This is a genomic window from Kribbia dieselivorans NBRC 106261, assembly GCF_001552435.1.
GTDB classification, from domain to species: Bacteria; Actinomycetota; Actinomycetes; order Actinomycetales; family Dermatophilaceae; genus Kribbia; species Kribbia dieselivorans.
The window spans coordinates 1-25750 of the sequence record NZ_BCRE01000001.1 but is presented as its reverse complement, the minus strand read 5'-3'; the positions used below and the strand labels follow the sequence as shown (position 1 = coordinate 25750).

Genomic DNA, 25750 nt, shown 5'->3' with positions numbered 1-25750 from the left:
AGTAGCACATGCACGACCTGCGCCTCATCGGCGTGCACGCCGACGGAATCCACCTGCTGCTCGTCGATGACTCCGGCGAGCGCTACCGGGTGCCCATCGACGAGGCGCTGAGGGCTGCGGCACGGCGGGATCGGCCGCGCCTGGGTCAGATCCAGATCGAGATGGACAACTCGATTCGGCCCAAGGACATCCAGCAGATGATCCGGCAGGGCATGACCGCCGAGGAGGTCGCCGAACGGACCGGCTGGCCGGTGGAGAAGGTCATTCGCTACGAGGGCCCGGTCGTGGCCGAGCGCGAGTACTACGCCTCCCGGGCGCAGCGTGTGCCCCTGCGCATCACCTCCAAGCCCGGAGCGCGGTCACGCACCGAGACGTTGATCGAACGGGTTGAATCGCGGCTGGTGGAGCGCGGTGTCGAACGGGATCTGGCGCGCTGGGATTCCGCGCGCACGCACGACGGGCATTGGACCGTATCGGTGGAATTCCCGGCCGGAGGGCGCAGCCGCGTCGCGTCGTGGTTCTTCGACCCGCAGGCGATGACGGTCGTTCCGCGCAACGATGAGGCGCGCTGGCTCACCGAGGAGGTCGAGGACGGGGTCATCCCGTCGCCGCACACGGCCCGTCCGGACACCCCGGTCTATGACGTCGAGGCCACCGGCGGCCTGCGACACCGGCCCGATCCCGCCGATCTCATCACGACGATGAAACAGCATTCCGGAGCGCGGAGTCGTCGCGGGCGTCGACGTGGCCCCGGGGCCGAGCCCAAGCCTGAGCCTGCACCCCCACCCGAGACGAAACCCACACCCGAGGCGGAGCCCGCCGCGGCGCGGCCGACCCCGAAGCCCGAGGCCAAGCCCCGCAAGGGTCGCCCGTCCGTGCCGAGCTGGGACGACGTGATGTTCGGCGGTTCGGGCCGCTCCTAGCCGACCGGAGCACCCCGGCCGGCCCCGACGGCGCTACTCCGGCTCGACCACCAGCCACGGAATCGACAGTTCCGCGGAGGTGAGCGACCCGTGGTGCCCCAGGAGCGCCAGGAACTCGGGACGGTGGTGCCGGGAGTCGACGACCGCGAGGTCCGGTCCCATGGCGACGATGATCTCGCCGATCCGGTTCGCGACGTCCATGCTCGTCGGACCGAACCAGCCGTCGGCGATGGCCGCCTCGCGGGAGAGCACGACGGCGCGCTCCCCCAGCCGCTCGCGCCACGTCGCGATGACGTCGTCGGCGGCACCGGGCTCCGCGTGCAACTGCACCGCACGGGGGTCACCGGCGAGCCGCCGAACCCCGGCGTCGAGGTCCGGCTCATGGGCCAGATCGAGCCGGTTGGCCATCGGCACGTCAACCATGCCGTGGTCGGCCGTGATGTGCATCGACGTCGCCTTGGGCAGCAGCCGGGCCAGACGCTGCAGTTCTGCGTCGACCGATTCGAGTTCGGCGCCCCACTGCGGCGACTCACACCCGTGGACGTGCCCGACCATGTCGATGTCGCCCCAGTAGAGGTACACCAGTGCCCGCTGTGAGTTGCGCAGGGCCGACACGGTCGCGTCGACCCGTTCCGAGAGTGACTTCGCCGCCACGAACCGTCCGCCGCGCAGGGCCGACTCGGTCAGCCCGGAGCCGTCGAAGTGCCCCGGCCCGATGCGCGTCACCGACACCCCCGCCTGTTCGCAGGCCTGGAAGACGGTCTCGTGCGGCTGCCACAGCCGCGGCGCCGGCCCGCCTTCCCAGGAGAGTTCGTTGAAGACCTGATCGGTCGCCGGGTCGAGGACCTCCCAGCCGACCAGACCGTGCCGGCCCGGGGTCAGCCCGGTCCCGAACGACCCCATGGACGTCGCCGTCGTCGACGGGAACCCCACCTGAGCCGGCCGGCCACCCGGCATCAGCGAGCGCAGGAACGGCGCATGCCCACCACGCCGGGCCAGCAGCTCGGCGCCGAGCCCGTCGACGAGCACGACGACCGAACGCTTGACGGGCACGAGCGGCGCCCACCCGGAGTTCGCCTCACCGACCAGGCTCGACTCGTCGACGAGCCCGCGCACGCCGAGCGACCGCCCGACCTGCGGAAGCAGACTCGACAGGTTGAGCGGACCGTACTCCGGAACGATCGGGGTGAAGGGACCGACCACGGGTCAGCGCCCGACGAGGGTCGAGAGCACGCGGGCGAAGGCCATGGCCCGTGAGAGGGCGTCGGGTCCGTCGGCCTCGGCGCTGATGCGCAGCGCGATGTCGTCGGCGGTGATCGTGCCGTCGTAGCCGTGGTCGGCTTCGCAGTTCGGGTCCGAGCAGGCGGCCGGCAGCAGGTCGATTCTCGAGACCGTGCCCCAACCGATCGTCAGCGTGACCTCGCGGCCCAGCGAGCCGGGCGTGTACTGCCCCGGGTTCGGCACGACGTGCGTGAGCATGACGCCACGGATCGCCGTGAGCGGGATCGACTCGCTCGTCGCGGTCGCGACGCTGTCGCGCCCCATCGGGTCGTCGTGGTCGTCGGCGTGGACGATGACCAAGCGGGTCGCGGTGACGACGAGCACGGTGACGTGGCGGCGAATGACGTTCTGGTCGAACGTCGTCTCCTGATGCACCAGGTGCGCCCCGGGTACCTCGGTGCCGATGGCCGCCTTGATGACGTCGGCCACGATCGCCGGATGGTACCCGGCCCGCTCGATCTCGGCGGTGAGCTCGTCGGGGAGCGTGATCGTGGTCAGGTCCAATGAAGCAGACGGCATGATCGCCATTGTGCCCCACCGCACCGAGATGGTCGTCACGTCATCCACAGACGCGACGCCCACCGGCCCTCACGTCATCGAGCGACGCCCCGGGTCGACGCGCCGGTCCGGCGGGGCGAGCATCGCCTGGCACCCGAGCACATCGGCGCGGTGCCCGTGGGCCATGACCGGGTTCAGCTCGAGCGATGCCAGCTCGGGGATGTCGTCGGTGAGGACGGACACGCGGGCGATGACATCGGCCAGTTCGCGTCGATCGACCGGCGGCAGACCCTGATGCCCGTCCAGCAGCGGCGCGGCCTTGATCGAGCCGATGAGTTCTTGGATGTCGACGTCGGTCAGCGGTGGCACGCGGTACCCGATGTCATCGAGCAGGTCACGCGTGGCCCCGGCCACCGCGAACGAGATGAGCGGCCCAAAGGCCGGATCCTCGGTCGTCGACAGGACACACGGGACGCCGGTCGGGGCCATCCCCTGCACGACGAACTGGTTGGCCTGCAACGGCGCCAACCGCCGGTCGAGCGTCTCGAACGCCTGGCGCATCATGCCCGCCGAGGTCAGGTCGGTACGCACCCCGTTGATGAGGGAGGAGCCACGCACCAACGGGGAGAGCGACTTGAGCACCACCGGGTAGCCGAGTTCGTCGGCGGCGGCGACGGCCTCCTCCGCGTTGTGCACCTCGATGCGGCGCCACAACTTGATGCCATAGCACGCGAGCAACGCAGCCGACTCGTCGTCGGTCAGGGCCCGACCGTCCGGATCCTCGTCGAGCAGACCGTCGATGATCTCCCTCGCCTTGCGCCGGTCCAGGCCCCGGGGCACGACGAACTCGCCGCGGTCCTTGGACCGCCACGCGCCGTACTCCGTGACCTTGGCCAACGCGCGGACCGCGTCGTCGGGCAACGGGTAGAGCGGGATCGCCTGGACGACGCCGTAGTTCGTCACGCCGACGCGGGCGGCGTCGCCGTCCCCGTCCTTGCCGCTGGCCGGAGCCTCGTCACTCACCGGAGCGTCGTCACTCACCTCGTCCCCACCGACCTCCGTCAGCATGTGGTCGTCATGGGCACCATCGACCCCGGCCAGCCCGAGCAACGTCGCGACACAGGGCTTGTCCGACCGACCGGCGGCCTCGCGCACCGCGCGCACGACCTCCTCCTCGAGCGTCACCAGCGGCGGGATGAAGCACGCCACCACCGAGTCGACGAACGGATCGTCGAACGCCGCATCGAGGGCCTGGCGGAACGCCGCTCCGTCGGCCTCGGCGTGCACCGCGACCGGGCCATGCGTCACGTCGAGCCCGCGGGCCACGCACGAGTCGGCCGTCACGGCTCCGAGTTGGGCCGAGTTGCACACGACCGCGACGCGGTTGCCCGCCGGCAGGGACTGGTGCAACACCAACTGCGCGACGTCGAACATCTCGCGGATGCTCTCGACACGCACCACGCCGGATTGGTTGAGCACCTGATCCATCGCCGCAGGACTGGCCTTGCTCGCGCGCACCGTCTGACCCGGCGGCGTCGAGAACGCGGTCAACGTCGACTTCACGACGATGACCGGCTTCTGGGCCGAGAGCATGCGCGCGATGCGGGTGAACTTGCGTGGGTTGCCCATCGATTCGAGGTACATGCCCACGGCCTGGGTCTCGTCATCGTCGATCCAGTACTGCATGAGGTCGTTGCCGGAGACGTCGGCGCGGTTGCCGGCCGAGGCGAACGTCGACACCCCGAGGTTGCGCCGGTCGGCGGAGTCCAGGACCGCCAGCGCGAGCGCCCCCGACTGCGAGAAGATCCCGAACCGGCCGCGCGGCGGCACGATCGGCGACAGCGTGGCGTTGAGCCGGATCGCGTCGCTGTTGTTGATCAACCCGAACGAGTTGGGCCCGACCAGGCGCATCCCGTTGTCGCGCAGGTCACGCACGAGATCGAGTTGGAGTTCGAGCCCCTCGGGTCCGGTCTCGGCGAACCCGGACGAGATGACGCACATGCCCTTGACCCCGAGCCGGGCCAGTTCGGGCACCAGCGCCCCGACCGCCTGGGCCGGCACCGCCACGACTGCCAGGTCGATCGGGCCCTCGAGGTCGGCCAGCGACCTCACCGTGGGCACGCCGAGGATCTCGTCGACCTCCGGGTGGATCACCTCGAGCCGGCCGGTGAAGCGTGTCTCGACGATGTGGCGCAGCACCTGGTGGCCAACGTTGCGTTCGCGCCGCGAGGCTCCGACGAAGACGACGGAGGCGGGATTGAGCAGGCCCTGGATGCTCTTGGACTCCGCACGGTGCTCCCGCGCGAAGCGCACCGCCTGGGACTTGCGCGTCGGGTGGATGGCGAAGGAGACGTGCACCACGCCATCCTCGAAGTGACGCTCGATGGTGTACCCGGCGTCGGTGAAGACGTTGAGCATCTTGCGGTTCTGCGGCAGCACCTCCGCGACGAACTCGCTCAGACCGTGCTCCTGGGCGATGGCGGCGAGGTGTTCGAGCATGACCGACCCGATGCCCTTGCCGTGGTAGTGGTCGGAGATGTTGAAGGCGACCTCGGCCGAGGTCTCCCCGACCTTGTCGTAGCGCCCGACCCCGATGATCTCGTCGCGGATCGTGGCCACCAGCGCCATCCGGTCCTCGTAGTCGACCTCGGTGAACCGCTTCATGTCGCGGTTCGAGATGCGCTTCATGGGCGCGAAGAAGCGCAGGTAGATCGATTCGTCGGACTGCGCGTTGTGGAACGCGTGCAGTGCCTCGGTGTCGTCGGGGCGAATGGGGCGAACGTGTGCCACGCTCCCGTCCCGCAGGACGACGTCGGCCTCCGCCTGGGCCGGGTAACCGTCGGGCAGTGCGGCATCGGGCAATGCGGTATCGGTCATGGCGCCATGCTGTCATGCTCCACGGTGAAGCGGACAGGCATCGTTAACATGTCCCACGTGACCCGTCGTACCTCGAAACCGCCGCTGGACCCCGACTTCGAGGAGAACATCGTCGACATCGATGTTGCCGATGAGATGCAGGGGGCCTTCCTCGAGTACGCCGTCTCGGTGATCCACTCGCGCGCGTTGCCCGATGCGCGCGATGGGTTGAAGCCGGTCCATCGCCGCATCCTCTACGCGATGTCCGAGATGGGCCTGCGGCCGGATCGCGGTCACGTCAAGTCCTCCCGCGTCGTCGGCGAGGTCATGGGCAAGTACCACCCGCACGGTGACTCCGCCATCTACGACGCCATCGTGCGGTTGGCTCAGCCCTTCGCGATGCGCCTGCCACTGGTCGACGGCCACGGCAACTTCGGCTCGCTCGACGACGGCCCGGCCGCGAGTCGGTACACCGAGGCGCGCATGGCTCCGGCCGCGCTGCTCATGGTCACCGGCCTCGATGAGGACACCGTCGACTTCGTCCCCAACTACGACGACCAGTTGACCCAGCCCGACGTGCTGCCGGCGGCGTACCCGAACCTGCTCGTCAACGGCACGACCGGGATCGCCGTGGGCATGGCCACGAACATGCCCAGCCACAACCTCGTCGAGGTCATCGGCGCGGCGCGGCACCTGATCGCCAACCCCGACTGTTCGCTGGACGACCTGATGAAGTTCGTGCCCGGCCCCGATCTGCCCGGCGGCGGCCGGATCGTCGGACTGGACGGCATCCGCGACGCCTACGCCACCGGCCGCGGCACCTTCAAGACCCGGGCCACGGCGCGCATCGAGAAGACCAGTGCGCGGCGTATGGGCATCATCGTCACCGAGTTGCCGTACATGGTCGGCCCGGAGAAGGTCATCGAGAAGGTCAAGACGCATGTGCAGTCGAAGAAGCTGCAGGGCATCGCGGACATCAAGGACCTCTCGGACCGTGAGAACGGCATGCAACTGGTCATCGAGATCAAGAACGGCTTCAACCCCGAGGCCGTGCTGGAGCAGCTGTACAAGCTCACGCCGATGGAGGATTCGTTCGGCATCAACAACGTCGCCCTCGTCGACGGCACGCCGCGCACGCTGGGTCTGAAGGACCTGCTGCGCGTCTACGTCGACTTCCGCACCGACGTCGTACGCCGCCGCACGGAGTACCGGTTGCGCAAGCGCCGCGAGCGGCTGCACCTCGTCGAGGGCCTGCTCCTCGCGATCCTCGACATCGACGAGGTCATCCAGCTGATCCGTTCCAGCGACGACGCGGCGCAGGCCCGGTCGCGGTTGATGACCGTGTTCGAGCTCAGCGAGCTCCAGGCGACGTACATCCTCGACCTGCAGCTTCGGCGCCTGACGAGGTTCAGCCTCATCGAGCTCGAGGCCGAGAAGGCCGAGCTGCTCGCGGCAATCGCCGAGCTCGAGGAGATCCTCGGCGACACGGGCGTGCTGCTGCGGCTGGTCTCCAGCGAGCTCGCCGACGTCGCGAAGACCCACGGGACGCCGCGGCGCACGGTGCTGCTCGAGTCCTCCGGTGAGGAGAAGTCGACGGCCGCGCCGTTGGAGGTGCCCGACGAGCCGTGCTGGGTGCTGCTCTCGTCGACCGGGCTGCTGGCCCGCACGACCGACGGCGACCCGGTGCCCACCGACGGGCCCCGCGCCCCGCACGACGCGATCGTGTCGGCGGTGCGCACCACGGCGCGCGGCACGTTCGGGTTGGTCACCTCGACCGGGCGGATGATTCGCATGTCGGCCGTCGAACTGCCGCACCTGCCGCCATCGGCCGGAGCGCCGTCGCTGGCCGGCGGTGCACCGGCGGGGGTCTACGTCGACCTGGCTCCCGACGAGAAGCCGCTCGCGCTGGGCTCCTTCGATCCCGACTCCCCCGGCCTGGCGCTCGGCACCCGCAACGGTGTCGTCAAGCGCGTCACGCAGGAGTTCCCCTCCGAACGCAACGCCGATTGGGAGGTCATCGCGCTCAAGGACGATGACGTCGTCGTCGGCGCGGTCGAGTTGGTCGACGGCTCCGAGGATCTCGTCTTCGTCACCTCGGACGCGAACCTGCTGCGCTTCTCCGCGGAGTCGGTGCGCCCGCAGGGCCGCGGCGGCGGTGGCGTGGCCGGCATCAAGCTGGCCGCCGGGCAGCACGTCATCTTCTTCGGTGCCGTGGACCCGGAGGCGGAGAACATCGTCGTGACGGCGGCCGGCGCGGCCGAGACCCTGCTCGACGACGGCTCCCATTCGCTCAAGGTCACCGATTTCGCGGAGTACCCGAGCAAGGGGCGGGCCACCGGTGGTGTGCGCACCCACCGGTTCCTGCGCGGGGAGGACACCCTGGCCAAGGCCTGGGTCGGCGCCGCGGGCGCGCGGGCCTCGGCGGCGGACGGTTCGGCCGTGGACCTGCCCGCCGCGGACACCAAGCGCGACGGGTCCGGGGCGCCGGTCACTGCCGTCATCGCCGGCATCGGCTGGGTTCGCCCCCGCCCCTGACCCCGGCTTCCCTCCACCTCACGCCGACTGGTCAATCCTTGCGACGTAACGTCGGCTTACGTCACAAGGATTGACCACTCGGCGGAGGTACTCAGAGGCTGCGGAGGACGTCGTCGAGCATCGGCTGGGTCAGCCGCCCCGTCGAGGTGTTGTGCGGGCTGACGTGGTAGCAGCCGACCAGCCGCACCGCTCCCCCGTCGGGGCGCGGCAGCATCACTTCCGCGGCATGCCCAAACTTCGGCTTCGGCCGGGGCACTTCCCACCCGAGCCGGCGCGCGGTCTTCAGCACAGCCTCCCAGGCGATGCCACCCAGGGCCATGATCGTGTCGAGTCCGGTCTCGCTCGCGACCGTCAGCGTCAGATCGCGATCGAGCCAGTGCGCGCAGGTGGCCTTTTCGTCGGCCGTCGGGGCGTTGCCCGGTGGGGCACATCGCACCGATGCGACCAGCCGGATCCCCGTGAGTTCCAGCCCGTCCCCGGCGGCCACGGCGGTCGGTTGATTGGCGTACCCGGTGCGGTACAGCGACGCGAAGAGCCAGTCCCCGGAGCGGTCGCCGGTGAACATCCGGCCCGTCCGGTTCGTGCCGTTGGCCGCCGGGCGAGCCCGACGATGAGCCGGGACGCCGCCGGATCGCCGAACGACGGCCCGGGCCGCCCCCAGTAAGGCTGGTCGGCGAACGAGGCCCGCCGCCCGTCGATGGCGACCGACTCACGCCACTCCACGAGCCGCGGGCAGGCCCGGCACACCGACACCCGGGCGTCCACCTCGGTGATGCTCGTCGCCGAGGCGGCCAGGTCGATGACCTCGGCCTCGTCATGCGCGACCGGAGTCTCGTTCGTCGCCGGATCCCCCGGCCAGCCAGTGCCGGGTGGCACGGGCGAGTCGAACAGTTGCCCCGTGAGCGGATGCGGATCCATGACGACCTCCCTGTCGACAACCAGTCGGCCACACCCACGTCGAGTGGTCACGTGTCGTGGCCTACCTCGACGTTAGGCCACCACCAGTGACCTCTCGGCGGAATTGGGTTACGCGTCGATGCGGGTGCGGTCGAGGCCGTCGGCGCTGGCGACGATGAAGTCGCGGCGCGGCTCGACGGCGCTGCCCATGAGCAGGTCGAACACGTGGTCGGCCTGCTCGGCGTCACTCATCGTCACGCGCCGCAACGTGCGGAAACGCGGATCCATCGTCGTCTCGGCGAGCTGGTCGGCATCCATCTCCCCCAGACCCTTGTACCGCTGGATGGGCTGCTTGATCGAGCGGTTGCGCTTCTGCACCTGCGCCAGCGTCGTGCGCATCTGCGCCTCGGAGTACGTGTAGATCAGCTCGTTCTTCTTCGCCCCCGGGTTGACGACCTCGATCCGGTGCAGCGGCGGCACCGCGGCGTAGACCATGCCCTTCTCGACCAGCGGGCGCATGTACCGGAAGAACAGCGTCAGCAGCAGCGTGCGGATGTGCGCGCCGTCGACATCGGCGTCGGTCATGATGATGACCTTGCCGTACCGCGCAGCGTCGACGTCGAAGGTGCGCCCCGAACCGGCGCCGATGACCTGGATGATCGAGGCACACTCGGCGTTCTTGAGCATGTCCTGGATGTTGGCCTTCTGGACGTTGAGGATCTTCCCGCGGATCGGCAGCAGCGCCTGGAACTCGCTGTTGCGCGCCTCCTTGGCGGTGCCCATGGCGCTGTCACCCTCGACGATGAACAGTTCGGTGGCCGCGACCTCGGTGCTGCGGCAGTCGCGCAGTTTCGCCGGCAGCGAACTCGACTCCAGCGCGGTCTTGCGGCGCTGCGTCTCCTTGTACTGGCGCGCGGTGATGCGCGACTTCATCTCCGAGACGACCTTCTCCAGTAGCAGCCCGGACTGGGCCTTCGCATCGCCCTTCGTCGCGGTCAGCCACGTCGTCAACTCGGACTCGACGACCTTGGCGACGATGCCCTTGACCGCGCTGGTGCCGAGCACCTCCTTGGTCTGACCCTCGAACTGCGGCTCGGCCAGTCGGACGGTGACGACCGCGGTCAAGCCGGCGAGCACGTCCTCCTTCTCGACCTTGTCGTTGCCGACCTTGAGCTTGCGCGCGTTGATCTCGAGTTGCTTGCGGAAGACGCGCAGCAGCGCCTGCTCGAACCCGGAGACGTGCGTGCCGCCCTTGGGCGTGGCGATGATGTTGACGTACGAACGAGTGGTCGCGTCGTAGCCGGTACCCCAGCGCAGCGCGACGTCGACGTGGCAGGTGCGGTCGACGTCCTGCGGCGTCATGTGCCCCTGCTCGTCGAGGACCGGCACGGTCTCGGTGAACGTGCCGCTGCCCTCGAGGCGCCACACGTCCGTCAACGGCGCGTCGGGCGCGAGGAAGTCGACGAACTCGGTGATGCCGCCATCGTGCTTGAAGCTCTCCTCGACCGGGTCGTCCGCGCCCGGGGTGCCCGCCAGGCCGCGCTCATCACGCACGGTCAGCTGCAGCCCCGGCACGAGGAAGCTCGTCTGGCGCGCGCGATTGGCCAGGGCCGTGTGGTCGAACTCGGCGTCCTTGAGGAAGATCTGTTGGTCGGCCCAGTACCGCACCCGGGTGCCGGTCACGCCGCGCTTGGTCGTGCCGACGACCTGCAGTTCACTGCCGGCTTCGAACGGCGTGAACGGGTTGTTCGGTGACTTGGCGCCGCCGTTGTCGTCGAAGTACCCCGGCTCACCACGGCGGAACGACATCGCCCACGTCTTGCCGCCGCGGTCGACCTCGACGTCCAGGCGTGACGAGAGCGCGTTCACCACCGACGCACCCACGCCGTGCAGACCACCGGAGGCCGCGTACGAACCCCCGCCGAACTTGCCTCCGGCATGGAGTTTGGTGAAGACGACCTCGACGCCGGTCAGGCCGGTGCGCGGCTCGATGTCGACCGGGATGCCGCGGCCGGTGTCGGCGACCTCGACGGAGTGGTCGGCGTGCAGCCGGATGTCGATGCGATCACCGTGCCCGGCCAGCGCCTCGTCGACGGCGTTGTCGATGATCTCCCACAGGCAGTGCATCAGGCCGCGCGAGTCGGTCGAGCCGATGTACATGCCCGGGCGCTTGCGCACCGCCTCCAACCCCTCGAGGACCTGGAGGTGGTGGGCGCCGTAATCGGACGCGGACTTGCTGCTGGCGGCCTTCTTCGCGGCGCGCTTGGGGTCGGTGGTGGCACTCATCTCGCCCTCCAGAGTAGGCGCCGCCGCCGACAACCCAGCATCGGCACGCGGCGCTGGGGTCTCACATGGGTCACGTTTGTCGTCCCAGTGGTGGGGATGATTGCCCCGGGAAGGGTTTGACGTGTTTGACTGTTGACTCGTAGGCACACCGTCGATGGGGTGCTTTGAGAAAGAAAGAAGGGCGACCGTGACCACTGCACTTGCTGCACCACTGACCGCGGCCGACCGCTGCGATCGCTGCGGGGCTCAGGCGTACATGAAGGCCCGTCTCCACAGCGGAGGCATCCTGTTCTTCTGTGCCCATCACGGCCGGGAGCACCTGCCCAAGTTGCGCGATCTGGCCGAGATCCAGGACGAGTCGAGCAAGCTCGACTCCACGCCGGCCTTGGTCGACACTCCCTGACCGATGACCGCATGACCTCGCTCTTGGTCCACCCCGCCGCCCTCACGGTCGGCGGGGTGGATTTTCTGCCCGGCGCCGCCGGTTGGCTCATCCCCGCGTTGCTGTTCGTCGTGGGCGTGTTCGGGATCATCGTGCCGGTGCTGCCCGGTCTCGTGCTGTGCGTGGCCAGCGTCGGGCTATGGGCCCTGGACAACGGATCGAGCGCGGCGTGGTGGGCCTTCGGCATCGCCGTGGCGCTGTACGTCGCCGGGGTGGTGTTGCAGGTCGTGCTGCCGGGTCGGCGCATGAAACGTGACGGAGTCTCGAACTGGGCGTTGCTCTCCGGCGTCGTCGGAGGGATCGTCGGGTTCTTCGTCATCCCCGTCTTCGGGGCACCGCCGGGCTTCGTGCTCGGCATCTTCGTCTACGAGTTCGTGCGCCACCAGGACCTGGATCGGGCGTGGAGCGCGACGAAGGCGGCCCTGCGGGGCGTGCTGCACTCGATGGGGATCGAGTTGGCCACCGCCTTGGCCGTGGCGATCGTGTGGGTCGGCGGCATCATCGTCGCCGCGTGACCGCCGGGCTGTGCCACAGTGACGTCGGGGTCATGGAGGGTGTCATCCCCACCCCGCACGGCCTGCCGCTGATTCTGGGACACGAGGCCTCCGGTGTCATCACCGCGCTCGGCCCGGACGTGACGGGCTGGGCCATCGGCGATGCGGTGGTCGTCGCCGATTCGATCGAGGACACCCCCGGCGGCACCCATGACGGTGCCTACGCCGAGTACTTCCTGGCGACCGCGGCGCGTCTGGTGAAGTTGCCCGAGGGCATGGACTGGGGGCAGGCGGCAGCCGCCACCGACGCCGGTCTCGCCGCCTACACCGGTGTTGTCGTCCGCGGTCAGGTCAAGGCGGGGGACCGTGTCGGAATCGTCGGTCTCGGTGGCCTGGGGCTGATCGGCGCGCGGATCGCCGTCGTGCTGGGTGCCACCGTCTACGGCGTCGAGCCGAAGGACGAGCCGTGGGCCATCGCCCGCGAGCAGGGCGTCACGGAGATCGTCCACGACGTCTCCGAGTTGGCCGGCGCCGACCTCGACGTCATCATCGACTTTGCCGGCTTCGGCACGACGACCACGGGCGCGCTCGAGGCTGTCAAGCGCTTCGGTCGAGTCGTCCTCGTCGGCTTGGGTCGCACCGAGTTCCCCTTCGCGTCGTTCGAGTTCGTCATGCGAAACATCGACCTGCTCGGAGCGTCGTCCCAGGGCAAGCCGGAACACCTCGCCGCGGTCATCGACATGATCGCCTCCGGGGACCTCAAGATCGCTGCAGCGGAGGTCGGTTTCGACGAGATCCCAGCGGGTCTGGAACGCCTCAAGCAGGGCACCGTCACCGGCCGGTTGTACGCCACGCTGCCGGAGTGATCTCTCCCTGAAACCACATGTGCCCGTCGCGCTGTCCAGCGCGGCGGGCACTTTGCTTGGCCCTGTGGCCAGCACCAAGTGGAGCGCGGTCAGCGGCCTCCGTCGCGGCGGCGCTTCTCCCAGCGTTCCTCCATGCGTTGCATGAAGCCGGTCTTGTTCTGCTGGCGCTTGGCCTTGCCCGCGGCCGGACGTGAGGCCTTGCCCGCCGCGCCGCGCTTGCCCTGCGGGGTGCGGGCACCGCGCTCGGGCGCCGAACTCGTCGACCCCGAACCGGTCAGCGCCCAGGCAGCACTGGCGACCATGAGGGCAAAGCCGATGGCACCGATCCAGATCTGTTGGGTCGTGATGCCGAGCACGACGACTCCGATGCCAGCGAGCACGCCGACGCCACCGATGACCTGACGCGATCTCAGGCTCCGTCCGGCGGAGCGCAGCGCTGATCCGCGCATGTGCTGCGCGAACGTCGGGTCCTCGGCCAAGAGGGCCCGTTCCATTTCTTCGAGCTTCTTTTGCTCGTGGTCAGACAGGGGCACCGGCCGCTCCTCCCCCTCCGCTGGTCTCCGTCAACTGCTCTCAAGGATACGTGGCAAGTCTGGGAGGAGGGTAGCCCGGTGGAAAACCTTCGCTTCTATCAGGGGCCGAGTCGGGTCAACAGGTCCGTGTAGCGCCGGCGACCGCGCGCGGACAACGCTCGGACTCGCTCTTCGTGTCCCCGTCGTGAGGCGGCCTCGCGAATCGCCTGCCGCCCGCGCTCGTTTTCGTCAGGGATCCGCGGAGTCATGGCCATACTCCGATGATCCCACCTGGGTTCACTGTCACGACCGGCGGCGGTCGCGCCCCTCGTCACGCCCCCGGTCACCGATCAGGCTGGCCGGGCGCACGGCCCCGGCGCCGAAGCGGGCGCTGGCACGGTCCACCGCGCGGTCGGCGTCGCGCCAACTGTGCTCCGGCTCGTCCAGGCGCACCTGCACCGGCGTCGTCTCGGCATCCGATAGCCCCTCGACGCGCACGCCGACCAGCCTCAGCCGGGCGCGCTGCAGCCCGAGCGCGTCATAGAGCCCGCGCGCGGTGTCGTACAGGTCGCGACTGACGTCGGTCGGCTGCGACAGCGTCTTCGACCGGGTGATCGTCGTGAAGTCGGCGAACCGCACCCGGATCGTCACCGTGCGCCCCACGAGCCCGTGCTTGCGCAGCCGCGCCGCCGCCCGGTCCGCCAACTTGAGCAGGGTGCGGTGGATGACGGCCGGGTCGTCGACGTCGGCGCCGAACGTCTCGTCGTGGCCGATGCTGCGCTCCCGTTGCACCGGCTCGACCCGCCGCGGATCACGCGCCCACGCCAGGTCGTGCAGCGCCTGCCCGCTCGCCTCCCCCATCGCCCGGCGCAGCGTCTCGACCGGCGTGTGCGCGATGTCGGCGACGGTGCGCAACCCCAAGGCGATCAAACGCTCCTCCGTCTTGTCACCCACGCCCCACAGCGCGCCGACGGGCAACTGCTGCACGAACGGGATGACCTCGGCGTGCGGCACGACGACCATGCCATCGGGCTTGGCCAGGCCGGAGGCGAGTTTGGCGACGAACTTCGTCGACGCGACTCCGACACTGGCGGTGATGCCCTGCTCGTCGGCGATCGTGTCGCGCAGATGCTGCCCGATCGTGGACGGTGAGCCGAGCAGCCGCACCGCGCCGCTCACGTCGAGGAACGCCTCGTCCAGACTGAGCGGCTCGACGAGCGGAGTCACGTCATGGAACGTGTCCATGACCGCCGCCGAGATCGACGCGTACAGGTCGTGATCGGGCGGGAGCACGGTGGCGATCGGGCACAGCCGGCGCGCCCGCGTCATCGGCATCGCCGAGGTCACCCCGTAACGGCGCGCCTCGTACGTCGCCGAGAGCACGACCGAGCGAGTGCCGCCACCGATGATGACCGGCGTGCCGACGAGTTCGGGGTGGGCCAGCAGCGACGCCGAGGCATAGAACGCATCCATGTCGACGTGGAGAATCGTGCAGCCGGTGTCGTCGGGAGGCTCGCTGGAGCTGCGCTCCGGCAACGCGAACTGGCGACGACTCATGACTCCATTGCACCAGTTGCGACCGACAACGCACGCGACTCCTCCCCGTTCGAGGTATTACCGACCGTTGCAGCGGTCGGTAATACCTCGAACCGGCGGAGGGGGGGCGCTCAGGCGTCGGGATACCCGTTCGGGTTGCCCTGCTGCCAGCGCCACGTGTCGGCGCACATGTCGTCGATGTCGCGGGTCGCGCGCCATCCGAGCTCCGCGTGCGCCTTGGTCGGGTCGGCCCAGTACGCGGCCAGGTCACCCTCACGGCGGCCGGCGATCTCATACGGGATCGCCGTTCCGGAGGCCTTCTCGAAGGCCGTCACCATCTCGAGCACGCTCGTGCCGCGGCCGGTGCCGAGGTTCCAGACGTTGACCGGGGCCTGGGCCTCGGCGAGCGCGTCGAGGGCGGCGAGGTGCCCGGCGGCGAGGTCCTCGACGTGGATGTAGTCGCGCTCGCACGTGCCGTCGGCGGTCGGGTAGTCGTCGCCGAAGACGCTGAGCTTGTCGCGGCGCCCGACCGCGACCTGCGCGATGATCGGCAGGAGGTTGTTGGGGATGCCGAGCGGGTCCTCACCGATCGTGCCCGACGGGTGGGCGCCGATCGGGTTGAAGTAGCGCAGCACGGCCACCTTGAGCGACTCGTCGGCCGCGGCGGCATCGGCCAGCACGTGCTCGATCATCACCTTGGTGCGCCCGTAGGGGTTGACCGCGGCCAGCGGTTCGTAGTCCTCGCGATACGGCACCGGAGCGCGGTCGCCATAGACCGTCGCGGAACTCGAGAACACGAGTCGGCCCACGTCGTGGCGACGCATCGCGGCCAGCAGGGAGAACGTCGATCCGAGGTTGTTCTCGTAGTACTCGAGAGGTTTCCTCGCCGATTCGCCGACGGCCTTGAGCCCGGCGAAGTGGATCACGGCGTCGAGGTGCTCGGTGGCGAAGAGTTCGTCGGTGCGCACCCGGTCGGTGAGATCGAACGCGTGCACCGGGATCGTCGTGCCGGTCAGGGCCTCGAGGCGGGGCACGACGCTCCGTTTGGCGTTCGCGAAGTTGTCGACGATGACGACGTCGTGGCCGGCCGCGGCGAGCTGGACGACCGTGTGGGAGCCGATGTACCCGGCTCCGCCGGTGACGAGGATGCGCATGTCAGTCGCGGCGGGCCAGCACGTGCAGCGCCGGCGCGATCTGGCTGAGCACGTCGGCCTGCGCGCCGGTCGCGGCCTGGCGCTCCAGCTCGAGCAGCGCGACCCGCTCGACCTCGGTGTCGGCCGCGTCGTTGGGGACGATGTCGGAGAAGATGCGTACCCCGGAGGTCGACTCCACGGCGAAACCGGCGTCGGCGACGAGGTCGAGCAGGGGCTCGCGGTCGAAGCGGCGCGGCAGGGGGTCCATGTCGCCCCAGGTGCCGGTCTCGCTGGTCAGCACGGCCTGGGCGGCCTTGATGTGGCCGGCGAGCACCCGGTTGAACACGGCCGCGAGGCGCTGCGCCGCGACCAGGGACAGGTGCCCACCCGGCGCGAGCACGTCGGCGATGGAGCGCAGCGCGCCGGCCGGGTCGTCGGTCAGCTCGAGGGTGCCGTGGCAGCAGACGAGATCGACCTCGCCGGCGCTGAGCACCTGCGGCAACGACGCCAACTCCCCCTGCCGAGCGGTGATCCGCGTCGTCGTGGCCGGGTCGGTGGACTCGGCCGCCCGGCGTCGCAGCGACGCGAGCGCGTTGGGGTTCGGGTCGACGACGAGCACGCTGTGGCCCTGCTCGGCCAGCGGCACGGCCAACCCGCCCGTGCCGCCACCGACGTCGAGCACGCGCAGCGGTCGACCGAGTTCGGTGGTGCGGGCTGCGGCGAGGTCGCGGACCAGCCCCCAGACGACGGCCGATCGCAGGTCGGTGTCCAGCGATGGGCGGCGGCCCCGGCGGCGCTCCTGCGACATCGATACTCCTTGTGCCTGTGGTGGTCCTCCCACCCTAGTCGGCACGGGTCGCGGGGTCGGCGCCGCCGGGCCGGATCAGGACAGCACGGCGCGCAGTTGGTCGGTCGCCCAGGTGAGCTCGTCGGCGGTGATCGTCAACGGCGGGCCCAGGCGGAGCGTCGATTCGTGCGTCTCCTTGGCCAGGACGCCGCGTTCGGCCAGGCGCTCGCACGCGGCTCGCCCGGAGATGATCGTCGGGTCGAGGTCGATGCCGGCCCACAAACCGCGAGCGCGCACGCCGGTGACGGCCCCACCGATCAGGCCCTGGAGTTGGTCGAGCCACGTGCGGCCGAGGGTGGCGGCGTGGCGCTGGTACTCCCCCGTCTCGAGGAGCTTGACCACGGCGTGGCCGACGGCGCAGGCCAGCGGGTTGCCGCCGAACGTCGAGCCGTGGCTGCCGGGGTCGAAGACCTCCATGATCGGCCAGGTCGACACAACGGCCGAGACCGGCACGATGCCGCCGCCCAACGCCTTGCCCAGGAGGTACACGTCGGGGTGGACGTCCTCGAGTTCGCACGCGAACGTCGCTCCGGTACGCCCGAGGCCGGATTGCACCTCGTCGGCGATGAAGAGGACGTTCTCGCGGGTACAGGCCGCGCGCACGCCGGCCAGGTAGCCCGACGGTGGGACGACCACGCCGGCCTCGCCCTGGATCGGTTCGATGAGCACCGCGGCGGTGGTCTCGTCGATCGCCGCGGTGAGCGCGTCGAGGTCGCCGAAGGGCACCGCGCGGAAACCCGGCGTGAACGGGCCGAAGCCGTCCTGCGTGGTCGGGTCGGTCGAGAATCCGATGATCGTGGTGGTGCGGCCGTGGAAGTTGTTGGCCGCGACGATGATCGTCGCCTTCCCCGGCTCGATGCCCTTGACTCGGTAACCCCAGCGCCGAGCCAGCTTGACGCCCGTCTCGACGGCCTCGGCGCCGGTGTTCATCGGCAGCACGACCTCCATGCCGGCCAGCGCGGCGAGATCGCGGCTGAACGGGCCGAGCTGGTCGGAGTGGAACGCCCGGCTCGTCAGGGTGACCTTGTCGAGTTGTTCGCGGGCTGCGGCGATCAGGGCCGGGTGGCGGTGGCCGAAACTGAGCGCGGAGTAACCGGCCAGACAGTCGAGGTACCGGCGCCCGTCGACGTCGGTGACCCAACACCCCTCCGCCGATGAGATCACCACCGGCAATGGTGCGTAGTTGTGCGCCGAGTAGTGCGACTCGAGAAGGATCTCGTCCTGGGTCGTCCCGGCCTGGCCAGCAAACAGCGAGTTCATCGCAACCTGCCCTCCTGGTGGCGGGCCCGGCGCGCGGTGGGCGTCGGTGCCCGTCATCTCAGGATGACACCGAGTGGACTTCGGTGGGCAGGGTCAGGGGTGAAGCCGAGTCTCAGAAGGACTGCGAACCGAACCGCATGATCGCCACGAACGCGAGGAGCAGGAAGATGACGATGTTCATGACCACGCCCTGCGTCTCCCCGCGGCGAGCGTGGACGACCATGGCCAGGAGCATGACGATCGCCAGGCCGGTCGCGGCCAACGGGGTCAGGATGACGGCGACCTTGAAGGCGGCCGGCAGGATGAGGCCGAGCGCACCGAGGATCTCCGCGACACCGATGAACTTGATCAGGCTGGGCGAGTAGTTCTCGGCCCACGGCATGGTCTCGACGAACTGCTCCTTGGGCTTGGTGACCTTCGAGAATCCGGCGAGCAGGAAGAACGCGGCCAGCACGACGGCGATGATCCATAGGGTGATGTTCATGGCAACTCCTAGACGTTGAATTTGAATCGTCAACTACTCTAGGGGATGAACTTGAACCGTCAAGTACTTACCCGGCGCTCGCGCGCTCGATCGGGCAGGACATGCAGCGCGGGCCGCCTCGGCCGCGGCCGAGTTCGTTGCCCATGACGGTGATGACCTCGATGCCGTTGGCGCGCAGGTACGTGTTGGTGTTGACGTTGCGTTCGTAGGCCAGCACGACTCCGGGGCGCACGGCGAGGACGTTGCAGCCGTCGTCCCACTGCTCGCGCGCGGCGGTGTGGGCGTCTTGGGTGGGGCGCAGCAGGCGGACGTCGTCGACGCCGAGCGTGTCGGCCAGGACGCGCGTCATCGCCTCGGGTTCGTGAGGCGTGACGACCCAGTCGTCGCCATCGGGGTCGATGGTGAAGGAGCGCAGTGGCGCCAGCCCGGGGTACCACGTGAACGCGTCGACGTCGACCATGCTCATGACGGTGTCGAGGTGCATGTAGGCCCGCTCGCGCGGCAGGGCGAGCGCGACGACACGCGTGGCGGAGCGTCGTGCGAACAGGCTTCGCGCGAGCCGCTCGACACCCTGGGCGGTGGTGCGTTCACCCATGCCGACCAGGACGGTGCCGTTGCCCAGGACGTGGACGTCACCGCCTTCGACGGTGGCTGGCCCCTCGGTGCTGCCGGTGGACCAGCGGGGGTGGTCAGCGGTGAAGAGCGGGTGCCAGCGGTAGATCGCCTCGTAGTTGAGGGTCTCGCGCAGGCGGGCGCGTTTGCGCATGGCGTTGATGGCCACGCCGTCGTAGATCCAGCAGGTGGCGTCGCGGGTGAAGACGTGGTTGGGCAGCGGGGTGAGCACGAAGTCGTCGAGGTCGAGGGCCTTGAGCACGAGGGAGTGCGGTTCGTCGCCCCATTCGAGGACCTCGCGGCGGGTGAGCCCGGCGATCAGGGTCTCGGTGAGGGCAGCGGGGGTGAGCGCGTCGAGGTGGCTGCGGACCTCGTCGATCGCCGCCGGGCCGACGATGCGTTCGTCGAACGTCGCGTCGAGCAGGGCGGTGCGGGCCTGCGGGATGGTCAGGGTCTGTTCGAGCAAGTCCGCGAGGTGGATGACGTCGACGTCGAGGGAGCGCAGTGTGGCGGCGAACGCGTCGTGTTCCTCCTGGGCGCGTTCGAGCCACGGGACCTCGTCGAAGAGCAGGGCCGCCTTGTTGCCCGGGGTGAGGCGGTTGAGCTCCTTGCCGGGGCGGTGCAGGATGACGCGCTGGAGCGGGCCGACCTCGGAGTCGACGTGGAGGCTGTCCATCACCCCATCATGGGGGCAGGCGCCAGTCGGATGGTCTTAGGAACGGAACTCGAACGTGGTCGTGGCCGACGGGTCGATGCCGGTGATCAGGTTGTCGTAGAAGGCCCTGGCCTGGTCCTTGAGGATCTCCTCATTGGACGCGATGTACGTCTTCTTGGAGTCGTCGTTGAGGATCTCGTTGACCATCTCGACCTTGTCGATGTCCGGAGTGACCCAACTCAGGACGCCGCCGTCCTCGGTGGCTACCTTGAAGGTCGGTTCGTTGTATCCGATGAAGGTGAATGCGGGGATGGAGATGGCGTAGTCGCTCGTGCCGGTCTTCGTGACCTTCACGTCAGCGCCGTTGATACCCAACTTGGCGTCGAAGTTGTACTGCATGAAGACGGTCTTCCCGCTCCCCGGGATGTTGTTCCCGAAGATCTGCGCGTTCTTGTCCTGCTCCTTGATGCCCTGAACGCCCAGACTCAGCAGGGAGACCTCCTGGGTGCGTTCGACCGCCTGGATCACCTGCGAGTCCCGGCTCTCGGACGCGACCCCGAAGGGGGAAAGCCAATCCTGATTCTTCACGGCCGCGAAGGCGCCGAGGGCGAAGACGAGAACGAGGGACAGGAGGCCCAGTACCAGGCTGGTCAACCATCGTGTCATGCGGGTTCATCCTTCTGGCTGTGCCGGCGGGGAGCTCGCTCGGCGATTGTGGTGAAGAGTTTGCCCTTCACGGCTCCGGCCCGCTCGCGCGTCTCGCTACCGAGACGCTTGACCGCGTCCACTCCGTCGGCTCCGGTTTCGAGTGCCTTGTCCTTGGCCTTGTCCCGTACCTCGACGGCAGCGTCGACCCACTTCCGCGCCTCCAGGGAATCTCGTCCGGCCTCGATCCCCAGAAGCGCATGGAACTGGTCCATGGTGAGCGCCACATGCTCCGTCGACCGGACGACACCGGGGGCTGTGGTCGGGTTCAGCAGGACCTTGGCGTTGGCCCGATGGGCAGCCGCGTTCATGCGCTGCATCAAGCGTTCGGTGCTACCCGCAATGAGGTCGAGCCGCTCCTGTCGGGCGACCTTCAGCCCGAGGCGATGCTGGTCCAGGTCCTCAGGGGTGGCGTCCAGCACGCGGTCAAGCTCCAACACGGCAATCCCGTCCTGCAACTGGAAGCAGCGAGCCAGCACCGCCACCCAATCGTTGACCGCAGATTCTGCCTTGGCTGCCGTCTCGGCCAGTTCGCCGATCCGCGACTTCTTCTCCAGCTTCTCCGCGAGCGCATCCAGTTGACGCAGGGCGTAGGCCTGAGTGGTGGCAATGGTGTGGGACGAGTTCTGGACCTTGGACCACGTGACGTCGGAGACCCGGCCCACGTGCGCCCGCACGGTCATGGCCTCGTCGATGACGAGACCAACTCCCACCATCTCGGCCAGGACAGCGTCCTTCTGGGCGCGCAGCACATCATCGACCTTCTCGTCGATCGTGGCGAGATAGTCACGGATCTCATCCATGGCCTGTTCCATGGCCACCTGCGCCATGATTCCGGCAGCACCGGCAAGGAGCGCTGGGTTGGCCAGAACCGTGCCGGGCCCCTGTGCGACCTGCAGCCATTGCTTGATGTCGCCCGGTTGGCCGATCATGGCGTGTTTTACACCGGCCTGCTTGCCGTCCATCAGGCCGTACTTCTTGACAGCCTGAGCGGATTGCTCAGTCAACTTGATCCAACGGCCGGAGTTGGCCGCGATCTCGGACGCTGCTTGCGCGCCGACGGCGCCAGTCTTGAAAACTGTTTGGAGCCTGTGTAGTCCGAGATCTTGCGACGACAGGCCTTCAGAGGCGAGAAAGCGCTCGACATCGGTCGACTTCCCGATCACGGCCAGACCGGTGCCATCGCTGATCAGCTGAATCTCGTTATCCACCGTGACTCCCCCAACACTTTGCGGTCAGTGCGCAGACAGTATCGCTCTGCACGGACAGCGTGGGTCGCTTCACCCAGCGGGAGGGCGACCAGCTGCTCGCAGCAGGCCCGGCATGCGGCCGGCGCTGCGCCACGGACCGTCGAAGTCGATCACCGCAAGTGCCGATGTCGGCAAGGCAACCCGGGTGCCGAGGAGCGCTTCGGACAGGTCCTCGAGTTCGGGGTTGTGGCCCACGAGGATGACTGTGCCCAGTTGTTCGCCGAGACCACGGATGATGTCGAGGAGTTCGTTCACGGACGCGGCGTAGGCCGCTTCCTCGTGTCGGGTTTCGGGTCGTTCGCCCAGTTCAGCCGCCACCAGATCCCAGGTCGCACGGGCGCGTTCAGCGGTGGAGACGACGGCCACGTCGATCCGATCGACGTAGGTGGCCAACCATTGGCCGGCCTCTGCGGCTTGGCGCCGGCCGCGTTTGGCGAGCGGGCGATCGATGTCGGCCTCATTGCCGGACCAGTCCGACTTGGAGTGCCTCAGGAGGATCAGGGTGTGCTCGGCCACCCGTTCAGTGTGCAACGTGGCGCTCAATGTGCTCCATTGTCACCTGCCCGAGCTGCCGGGGCTGGAGTGCCACAGTTTGCGCGCCGGGGTACCGTCGCTGGGCACCAGCCGACTCGGCGGGGCGCCGCGGCCCTGTTTCGGGCTCTCCCCCGCCGGAGTCGTGTCGGCGTAGGGCGATTGTTTGAACCCGGAGGCGTGCACGAGCATCCGGCGACCGCGCCGCGCTCCGGGCCCGCGCGCTTCTCCGGCCGTGTCGGCCTTGGCCAGGGCCTCGGTGGTGAGCTGATCGAGATCACGGGCCTCACGATCGGCGTCGCGGAGCGCGGTCTGGACGGCCGAGGGTCCGCCGGCCAGCCACGCCTCCCACAGGCCGGACAGCTCCCACGCACCGGTCGCGCGCAGGGAGATCCCCTTCTCACCGGTGCGGCGGGTCACCCCACGCACGAGCATCATCCACGAGTGGAACACCGTGGCCGCGTACGGCCCCTGGACATCCTCGAAGAAGGTCGCGTCGACCGGACCGGTGCCGTCGTCGAGGGTGAGGAAGACGACCCGACGCCCCGAACGCACCGGCGGGGTCTGGGTGGCGACCTTGACCCCGGCCACCCAGATCTCCGACCCCGTGCGCACCCGCAACAACTCGGTGCTCCGGGTGACCCCGAGCGCGTCGAGCATCGGGGCGTAGAACTCGACGACATGCCCCGAGGCGTCCAGACCGAGCACGTCCAGTTCGGCGCGCACCCGCTCCGGACCGGTCATCTCGGGCAGGCCGGAGCCACGGGTCAGCTCAGGGGCGTCGCCGAGATCGAGGGTGAGTTGCGCCGGTTGAGGGCGCACCGGCGCGGCGGCGTTGGACTGGGCCGCGGCCCGCTGGGCGGTGGTGCCGCCCACGAGAACACGGTCAGGAGCGGCGCGTGGGCCGCCGTTCGGAGCTCCGTCGGGAGCCCGGCCGGACTCGTTGCGGGCGATGTCCGCCGCCGTCAGCGCCAACCGGGCCTTCCGGCGCCGGGGTGAACCGGCGGAGTCCCACCGCTCGAGCTCGGCGATGTGCAACAGGACGTCACGCCGGGTGATCAGCCCGCGCCGACCCAGCCCGTTGGTGCGCGCGCCGGGCAGGCCGATGCCGTAGAGCGAGTCGAACGCCCCGGCCAGGGCCAACCGCTCCATGGTCGGGCGCGAGGGGTGCGCGCGGGTCCACACGTCGGCGAGGGTGGCGTACGGCTGACCGGAGAGCAGTCGGGCGACCTCGGCGTCGTTGATGCCCTTGGTCTCGGACAGCGGGATGCGGATGCCGTAGCCGGCGCCGGTCCCGAGCTCCGGGTCGCCGTGGTCGTCGCGGTCGCCATGATCGTCGGATCGGTGAGTGGCCGGGTCACTCGGGATCGGCACCCGCTCGACCCGGTACGTGTCGCGCGAGGCGTTGATGTCCAGGCCGAGCACGTCGACGCCGAACGCGCGGGCGTCCTCGAGGATGAGCCGCTTGGGGTACATGCCCGGGTCGTGGGTGAGCACCCCGGCCAGGAACGCCGCCGTGTGGTGGGTCTTCAGCCACGCCGACTGGTACGTCGGCAACGCGAACGCCGCCGCGTGGGCCTTGCAGAACCCGAAGGACGCGAACGCCTTGAGCACGGCCCAGATACGGGTGCGGTCGGCGGGGGTGTAGCCGCGGGCGGTGGCGGCGGGGTGCCACCAGGCCTCGATCTCCTCCTGCCCGGCCGGGCTGCCCATGGCCCGGCGCACCTCGTCGGCCTGCGCCAACGAGCATCCGGTGGTCACCGCGATGATCCGCAGCATCTGTTCGTGGAAGACCACCACCCCCTCGGTCTCGCGCAACGCCTCGATGAGGGAGTCGTGCAGGTGCTCCGGGTCGGCCCAGCCGTGCCGCGCCTCGAGGAACGGGCGGATCATGTCGGACTTGACCGGGCCGGGCCGGAACAGGGAGATGTCGATGATGAGGTCCTCGAAGGCGGTCGGCCCGAACTTGCCGATGAGTTCGCGCTGACCGGGCGACTCGATCTGGAAGCACCCCAGCGTGCGGGTGGACTGGATCAACTCGAAGGTGGCGTCGTCGTCGAACGGCACATCGGCGCGGTCGTCGAGGTCGATGCGCACCCCGTCGACGCGCGCGACCTCGTCGATCGCGTGGGCCATGGCCGACTGCATGCGGATGCCGAGGACGTCGAGCTTGAGCAGCCCGAGGACCTCGACATCGTCCTTGTCGAACTGGCTCATCGGGAAGCCCAGCCAACTCGCCTCGACCGGAGTGCGGTCGAGCAGGCCCCCGTTGGACAGGATCACCCCGCACGGGTGCAGCGCGATGTGTCTCGGCAGGCCATCGAGGCGTTCGACGAGGTCGAAGAACGTCGCGAGCCGGGGTGAATCCAGGCCCTTGACCCGCAGCTCGGGCAGTTCGGCCAGCGCCGAACGGGCATCGCGAGCGCGGATGTGCGGGAAGGCCTTGGCGATCTCGTCGATCTCCCCGGGGAGCATGCCCAACGCCGCTCCGACATCGCGCACGGCGTGACGCACCTTGTAGGTGTCCATCATCGACACGCAGGTGACGCGCTCGCCACCGAAGCGGGTCAGCACCTTCTCGTAGATCTCGGTGCGCCGGGCGGACTCCACGTCGATGTCGATGTCGGGCAACTCGGCGCGCAGCGGGGTGCAGAACCGCTCCATGAGCAGGTCGTGGTGGATCGGGTCGACCCCGCTGATGCCGAGCAGGTGATTGACCAGGCTGCCCGCACCGGAGCCTCGTGCGGCCACGCGGATGCCCATCTCACGGATGAGGTCGACGACGGCCGCGACGGTGAGGAAATAGGTCGGGTAACCGAGCGCGGCGATCGTGGCCAGTTCGGCGTCGAGCCGGTCGTGGACGGTGCGCAGGTGGGCCGCCGCAGCGCCCGGGTAGCGGGCCGGCACGGCGTCGCGGCACCGGACGGTGAGCACCGCCATGGCGTCGTCGGCCGGGCCGAGACCGATGACCTCGGGTTCGGGCAGGTGGACCGCACCGATGCCCAGGTCGCCTCGCGGGTGTTGGGTACAGCGCGCGGCCAGGGCGGCCGTCTCGGCGAGCAGGTGTTCGGCCCGCGGGGCCTGGCCGTGGTGTTCACCGGTGATGTGCCGGGCGACGGCGACCATGGTCGGGGTGTCGGCCAGATG

General features: G+C 69.3%; 20 protein-coding genes and 1 pseudogene. 5 read left to right on the top strand and 16 right to left on the bottom strand.

Going from position 1 to position 25750, the window contains the following annotated elements:
• The first annotated feature begins 8 nt into the window (after positions 1-8).
• The gene (gene sepH, locus KD1_RS00105; RefSeq protein WP_068395729.1) at positions 9-923 is read left to right on the top strand and encodes a septation protein SepH; all 915 of its coding nucleotides are present in this window, start codon (positions 9-11) and stop codon (positions 921-923) included.
• 33 nt (positions 924-956) lie between these two features.
• Here sepH and KD1_RS00100 read toward each other — a convergent pair whose 3' ends face one another.
• From KD1_RS00100 to KD1_RS00090, 3 genes are all read right to left on the bottom strand, one after another.
• Positions 957-2126 (bottom strand): alkaline phosphatase family protein, encoded by a 1170-nt coding sequence (locus KD1_RS00100; RefSeq protein ID WP_068395726.1) that lies wholly within the window; start codon positions 2124-2126, stop codon positions 957-959.
• Positions 2127-2129: 3 nt separating this feature from the next.
• Entirely contained in the window at positions 2130-2723 is a 594-nt protein-coding gene (locus KD1_RS00095) for a DUF5998 family protein (RefSeq protein WP_245627207.1), read from the bottom strand.
• 69 nt (positions 2724-2792) lie between these two features.
• On the bottom strand, positions 2793-5579 hold the full coding sequence (locus KD1_RS00090; RefSeq protein ID WP_068395723.1) for a bifunctional acetate--CoA ligase family protein/GNAT family N-acetyltransferase: 2787 nt from the start codon (positions 5577-5579) through the stop codon (positions 2793-2795).
• A 48-nt stretch (positions 5580-5627) separates the two neighbouring features.
• On the opposite strand from KD1_RS00090, the gene KD1_RS00085 reads away from it, so the two are divergent.
• On the top strand, positions 5628-8093 hold the full coding sequence (locus KD1_RS00085; RefSeq protein WP_083541836.1) for a DNA gyrase/topoisomerase IV subunit A: 2466 nt from the start codon (positions 5628-5630) through the stop codon (positions 8091-8093).
• 91 nt (positions 8094-8184) lie between these two features.
• On the opposite strand, the pseudogene KD1_RS00080 reads toward KD1_RS00085, so the two are convergent.
• Both KD1_RS00080 and KD1_RS00075 read right to left on the bottom strand, forming a co-directional pair.
• A pseudogene (locus KD1_RS00080) lies at positions 8185-9011 on the bottom strand (uracil-DNA glycosylase).
• A gap of 108 nt (positions 9012-9119) precedes the next feature.
• Entirely contained in the window at positions 9120-11276 is a 2157-nt protein-coding gene (locus tag KD1_RS00075) for a DNA gyrase/topoisomerase IV subunit B (RefSeq protein ID WP_068395720.1), read from the bottom strand.
• 187 nt (positions 11277-11463) lie between these two features.
• Here KD1_RS00075 and KD1_RS00070 point away from each other — a divergent pair, with 187 nt between their 5' ends.
• The 3 genes from KD1_RS00070 to KD1_RS00060 are packed head-to-tail and all read left to right on the top strand — an operon-like array spanning position 11464 to position 13078.
• Positions 11464-11679: a DUF7455 domain-containing protein gene (locus KD1_RS00070; protein WP_174521080.1), complete on the top strand. Its 216-nt coding sequence runs from the start codon at positions 11464-11466 to the stop codon at positions 11677-11679.
• 11 nt (positions 11680-11690) lie between these two features.
• Entirely contained in the window at positions 11691-12233 is a 543-nt protein-coding gene (locus KD1_RS00065; RefSeq protein WP_083541833.1) for a DUF456 domain-containing protein, read from the top strand.
• A complete protein-coding gene (locus KD1_RS00060; RefSeq protein WP_068395714.1) occupies positions 12230-13078 on the top strand; it encodes a zinc-binding dehydrogenase in 849 nt (282 codons plus the stop codon). Before KD1_RS00065 ends, KD1_RS00060 begins: the two co-directional genes overlap by 4 nt.
• Positions 13079-13167: 89 nt before the next feature.
• On the opposite strand, the gene KD1_RS00055 is transcribed toward KD1_RS00060, so the two are convergent.
• The 11 genes from KD1_RS00055 to KD1_RS00005 form a co-directional block, all read right to left on the bottom strand.
• The gene (locus KD1_RS00055) at positions 13168-13611 is read right to left on the bottom strand and encodes an SCO2097 family morphological protein (protein ID WP_245627206.1); all 444 of its coding nucleotides are present in this window, start codon (positions 13609-13611) and stop codon (positions 13168-13170) included.
• Between the two features lie 282 nt (positions 13612-13893).
• Entirely contained in the window at positions 13894-15147 is a 1254-nt protein-coding gene (gene dinB / locus KD1_RS00050) for a DNA polymerase IV (protein ID WP_068395711.1), read from the bottom strand.
• A 110-nt stretch (positions 15148-15257) separates the two neighbouring features.
• Positions 15258-16280, bottom strand: coding sequence for a UDP-glucose 4-epimerase GalE (galE, locus tag KD1_RS00045; RefSeq protein WP_068395708.1), 1023 nt, complete (start codon positions 16278-16280; stop codon positions 15258-15260).
• Between the two features lies 1 nt (position 16281).
• Positions 16282-17067 (bottom strand): methyltransferase domain-containing protein, encoded by a 786-nt coding sequence (locus KD1_RS00040; RefSeq protein ID WP_068395705.1) that lies wholly within the window; start codon positions 17065-17067, stop codon positions 16282-16284.
• Between the two features lie 75 nt (positions 17068-17142).
• Positions 17143-18366: an ornithine--oxo-acid transaminase gene (gene rocD, locus KD1_RS00035; RefSeq protein WP_083541831.1), complete on the bottom strand. Its 1224-nt coding sequence runs from the start codon at positions 18364-18366 to the stop codon at positions 17143-17145.
• 112 nt (positions 18367-18478) lie between these two features.
• The gene (locus tag KD1_RS00030; protein ID WP_068395702.1) at positions 18479-18850 is read right to left on the bottom strand and encodes a DoxX family protein; all 372 of its coding nucleotides are present in this window, start codon (positions 18848-18850) and stop codon (positions 18479-18481) included.
• Positions 18851-18917: 67 nt separating this feature from the next.
• Positions 18918-20138 (bottom strand): arginine deiminase, encoded by a 1221-nt coding sequence (locus KD1_RS00025; RefSeq protein WP_068395696.1) that lies wholly within the window; start codon positions 20136-20138, stop codon positions 18918-18920.
• Positions 20139-20174: 36 nt separating this feature from the next.
• On the bottom strand, positions 20175-20783 hold the full coding sequence (locus KD1_RS00020; protein ID WP_068395694.1) for a hypothetical protein: 609 nt from the start codon (positions 20781-20783) through the stop codon (positions 20175-20177).
• Entirely contained in the window at positions 20780-22033 is a 1254-nt protein-coding gene (locus KD1_RS00015; RefSeq protein WP_068395691.1) for a hypothetical protein, read from the bottom strand. The genes KD1_RS00020 and KD1_RS00015 overlap by 4 nt, the downstream gene beginning before the upstream one ends.
• Before the next feature lie 69 nt (positions 22034-22102).
• Positions 22103-22588 carry a SixA phosphatase family protein gene (locus tag KD1_RS00010; RefSeq protein ID WP_068395688.1) on the bottom strand — a complete coding sequence of 162 codons (486 nt, stop codon included), beginning with the start codon at positions 22586-22588 and terminating at the stop codon, positions 22103-22105.
• 39 nt (positions 22589-22627) lie between these two features.
• A partial coding sequence (locus KD1_RS00005) for a helix-hairpin-helix domain-containing protein (RefSeq protein ID WP_068395685.1) occupies positions 22628-25750 on the bottom strand: 3123 nt, incomplete at its 5' end.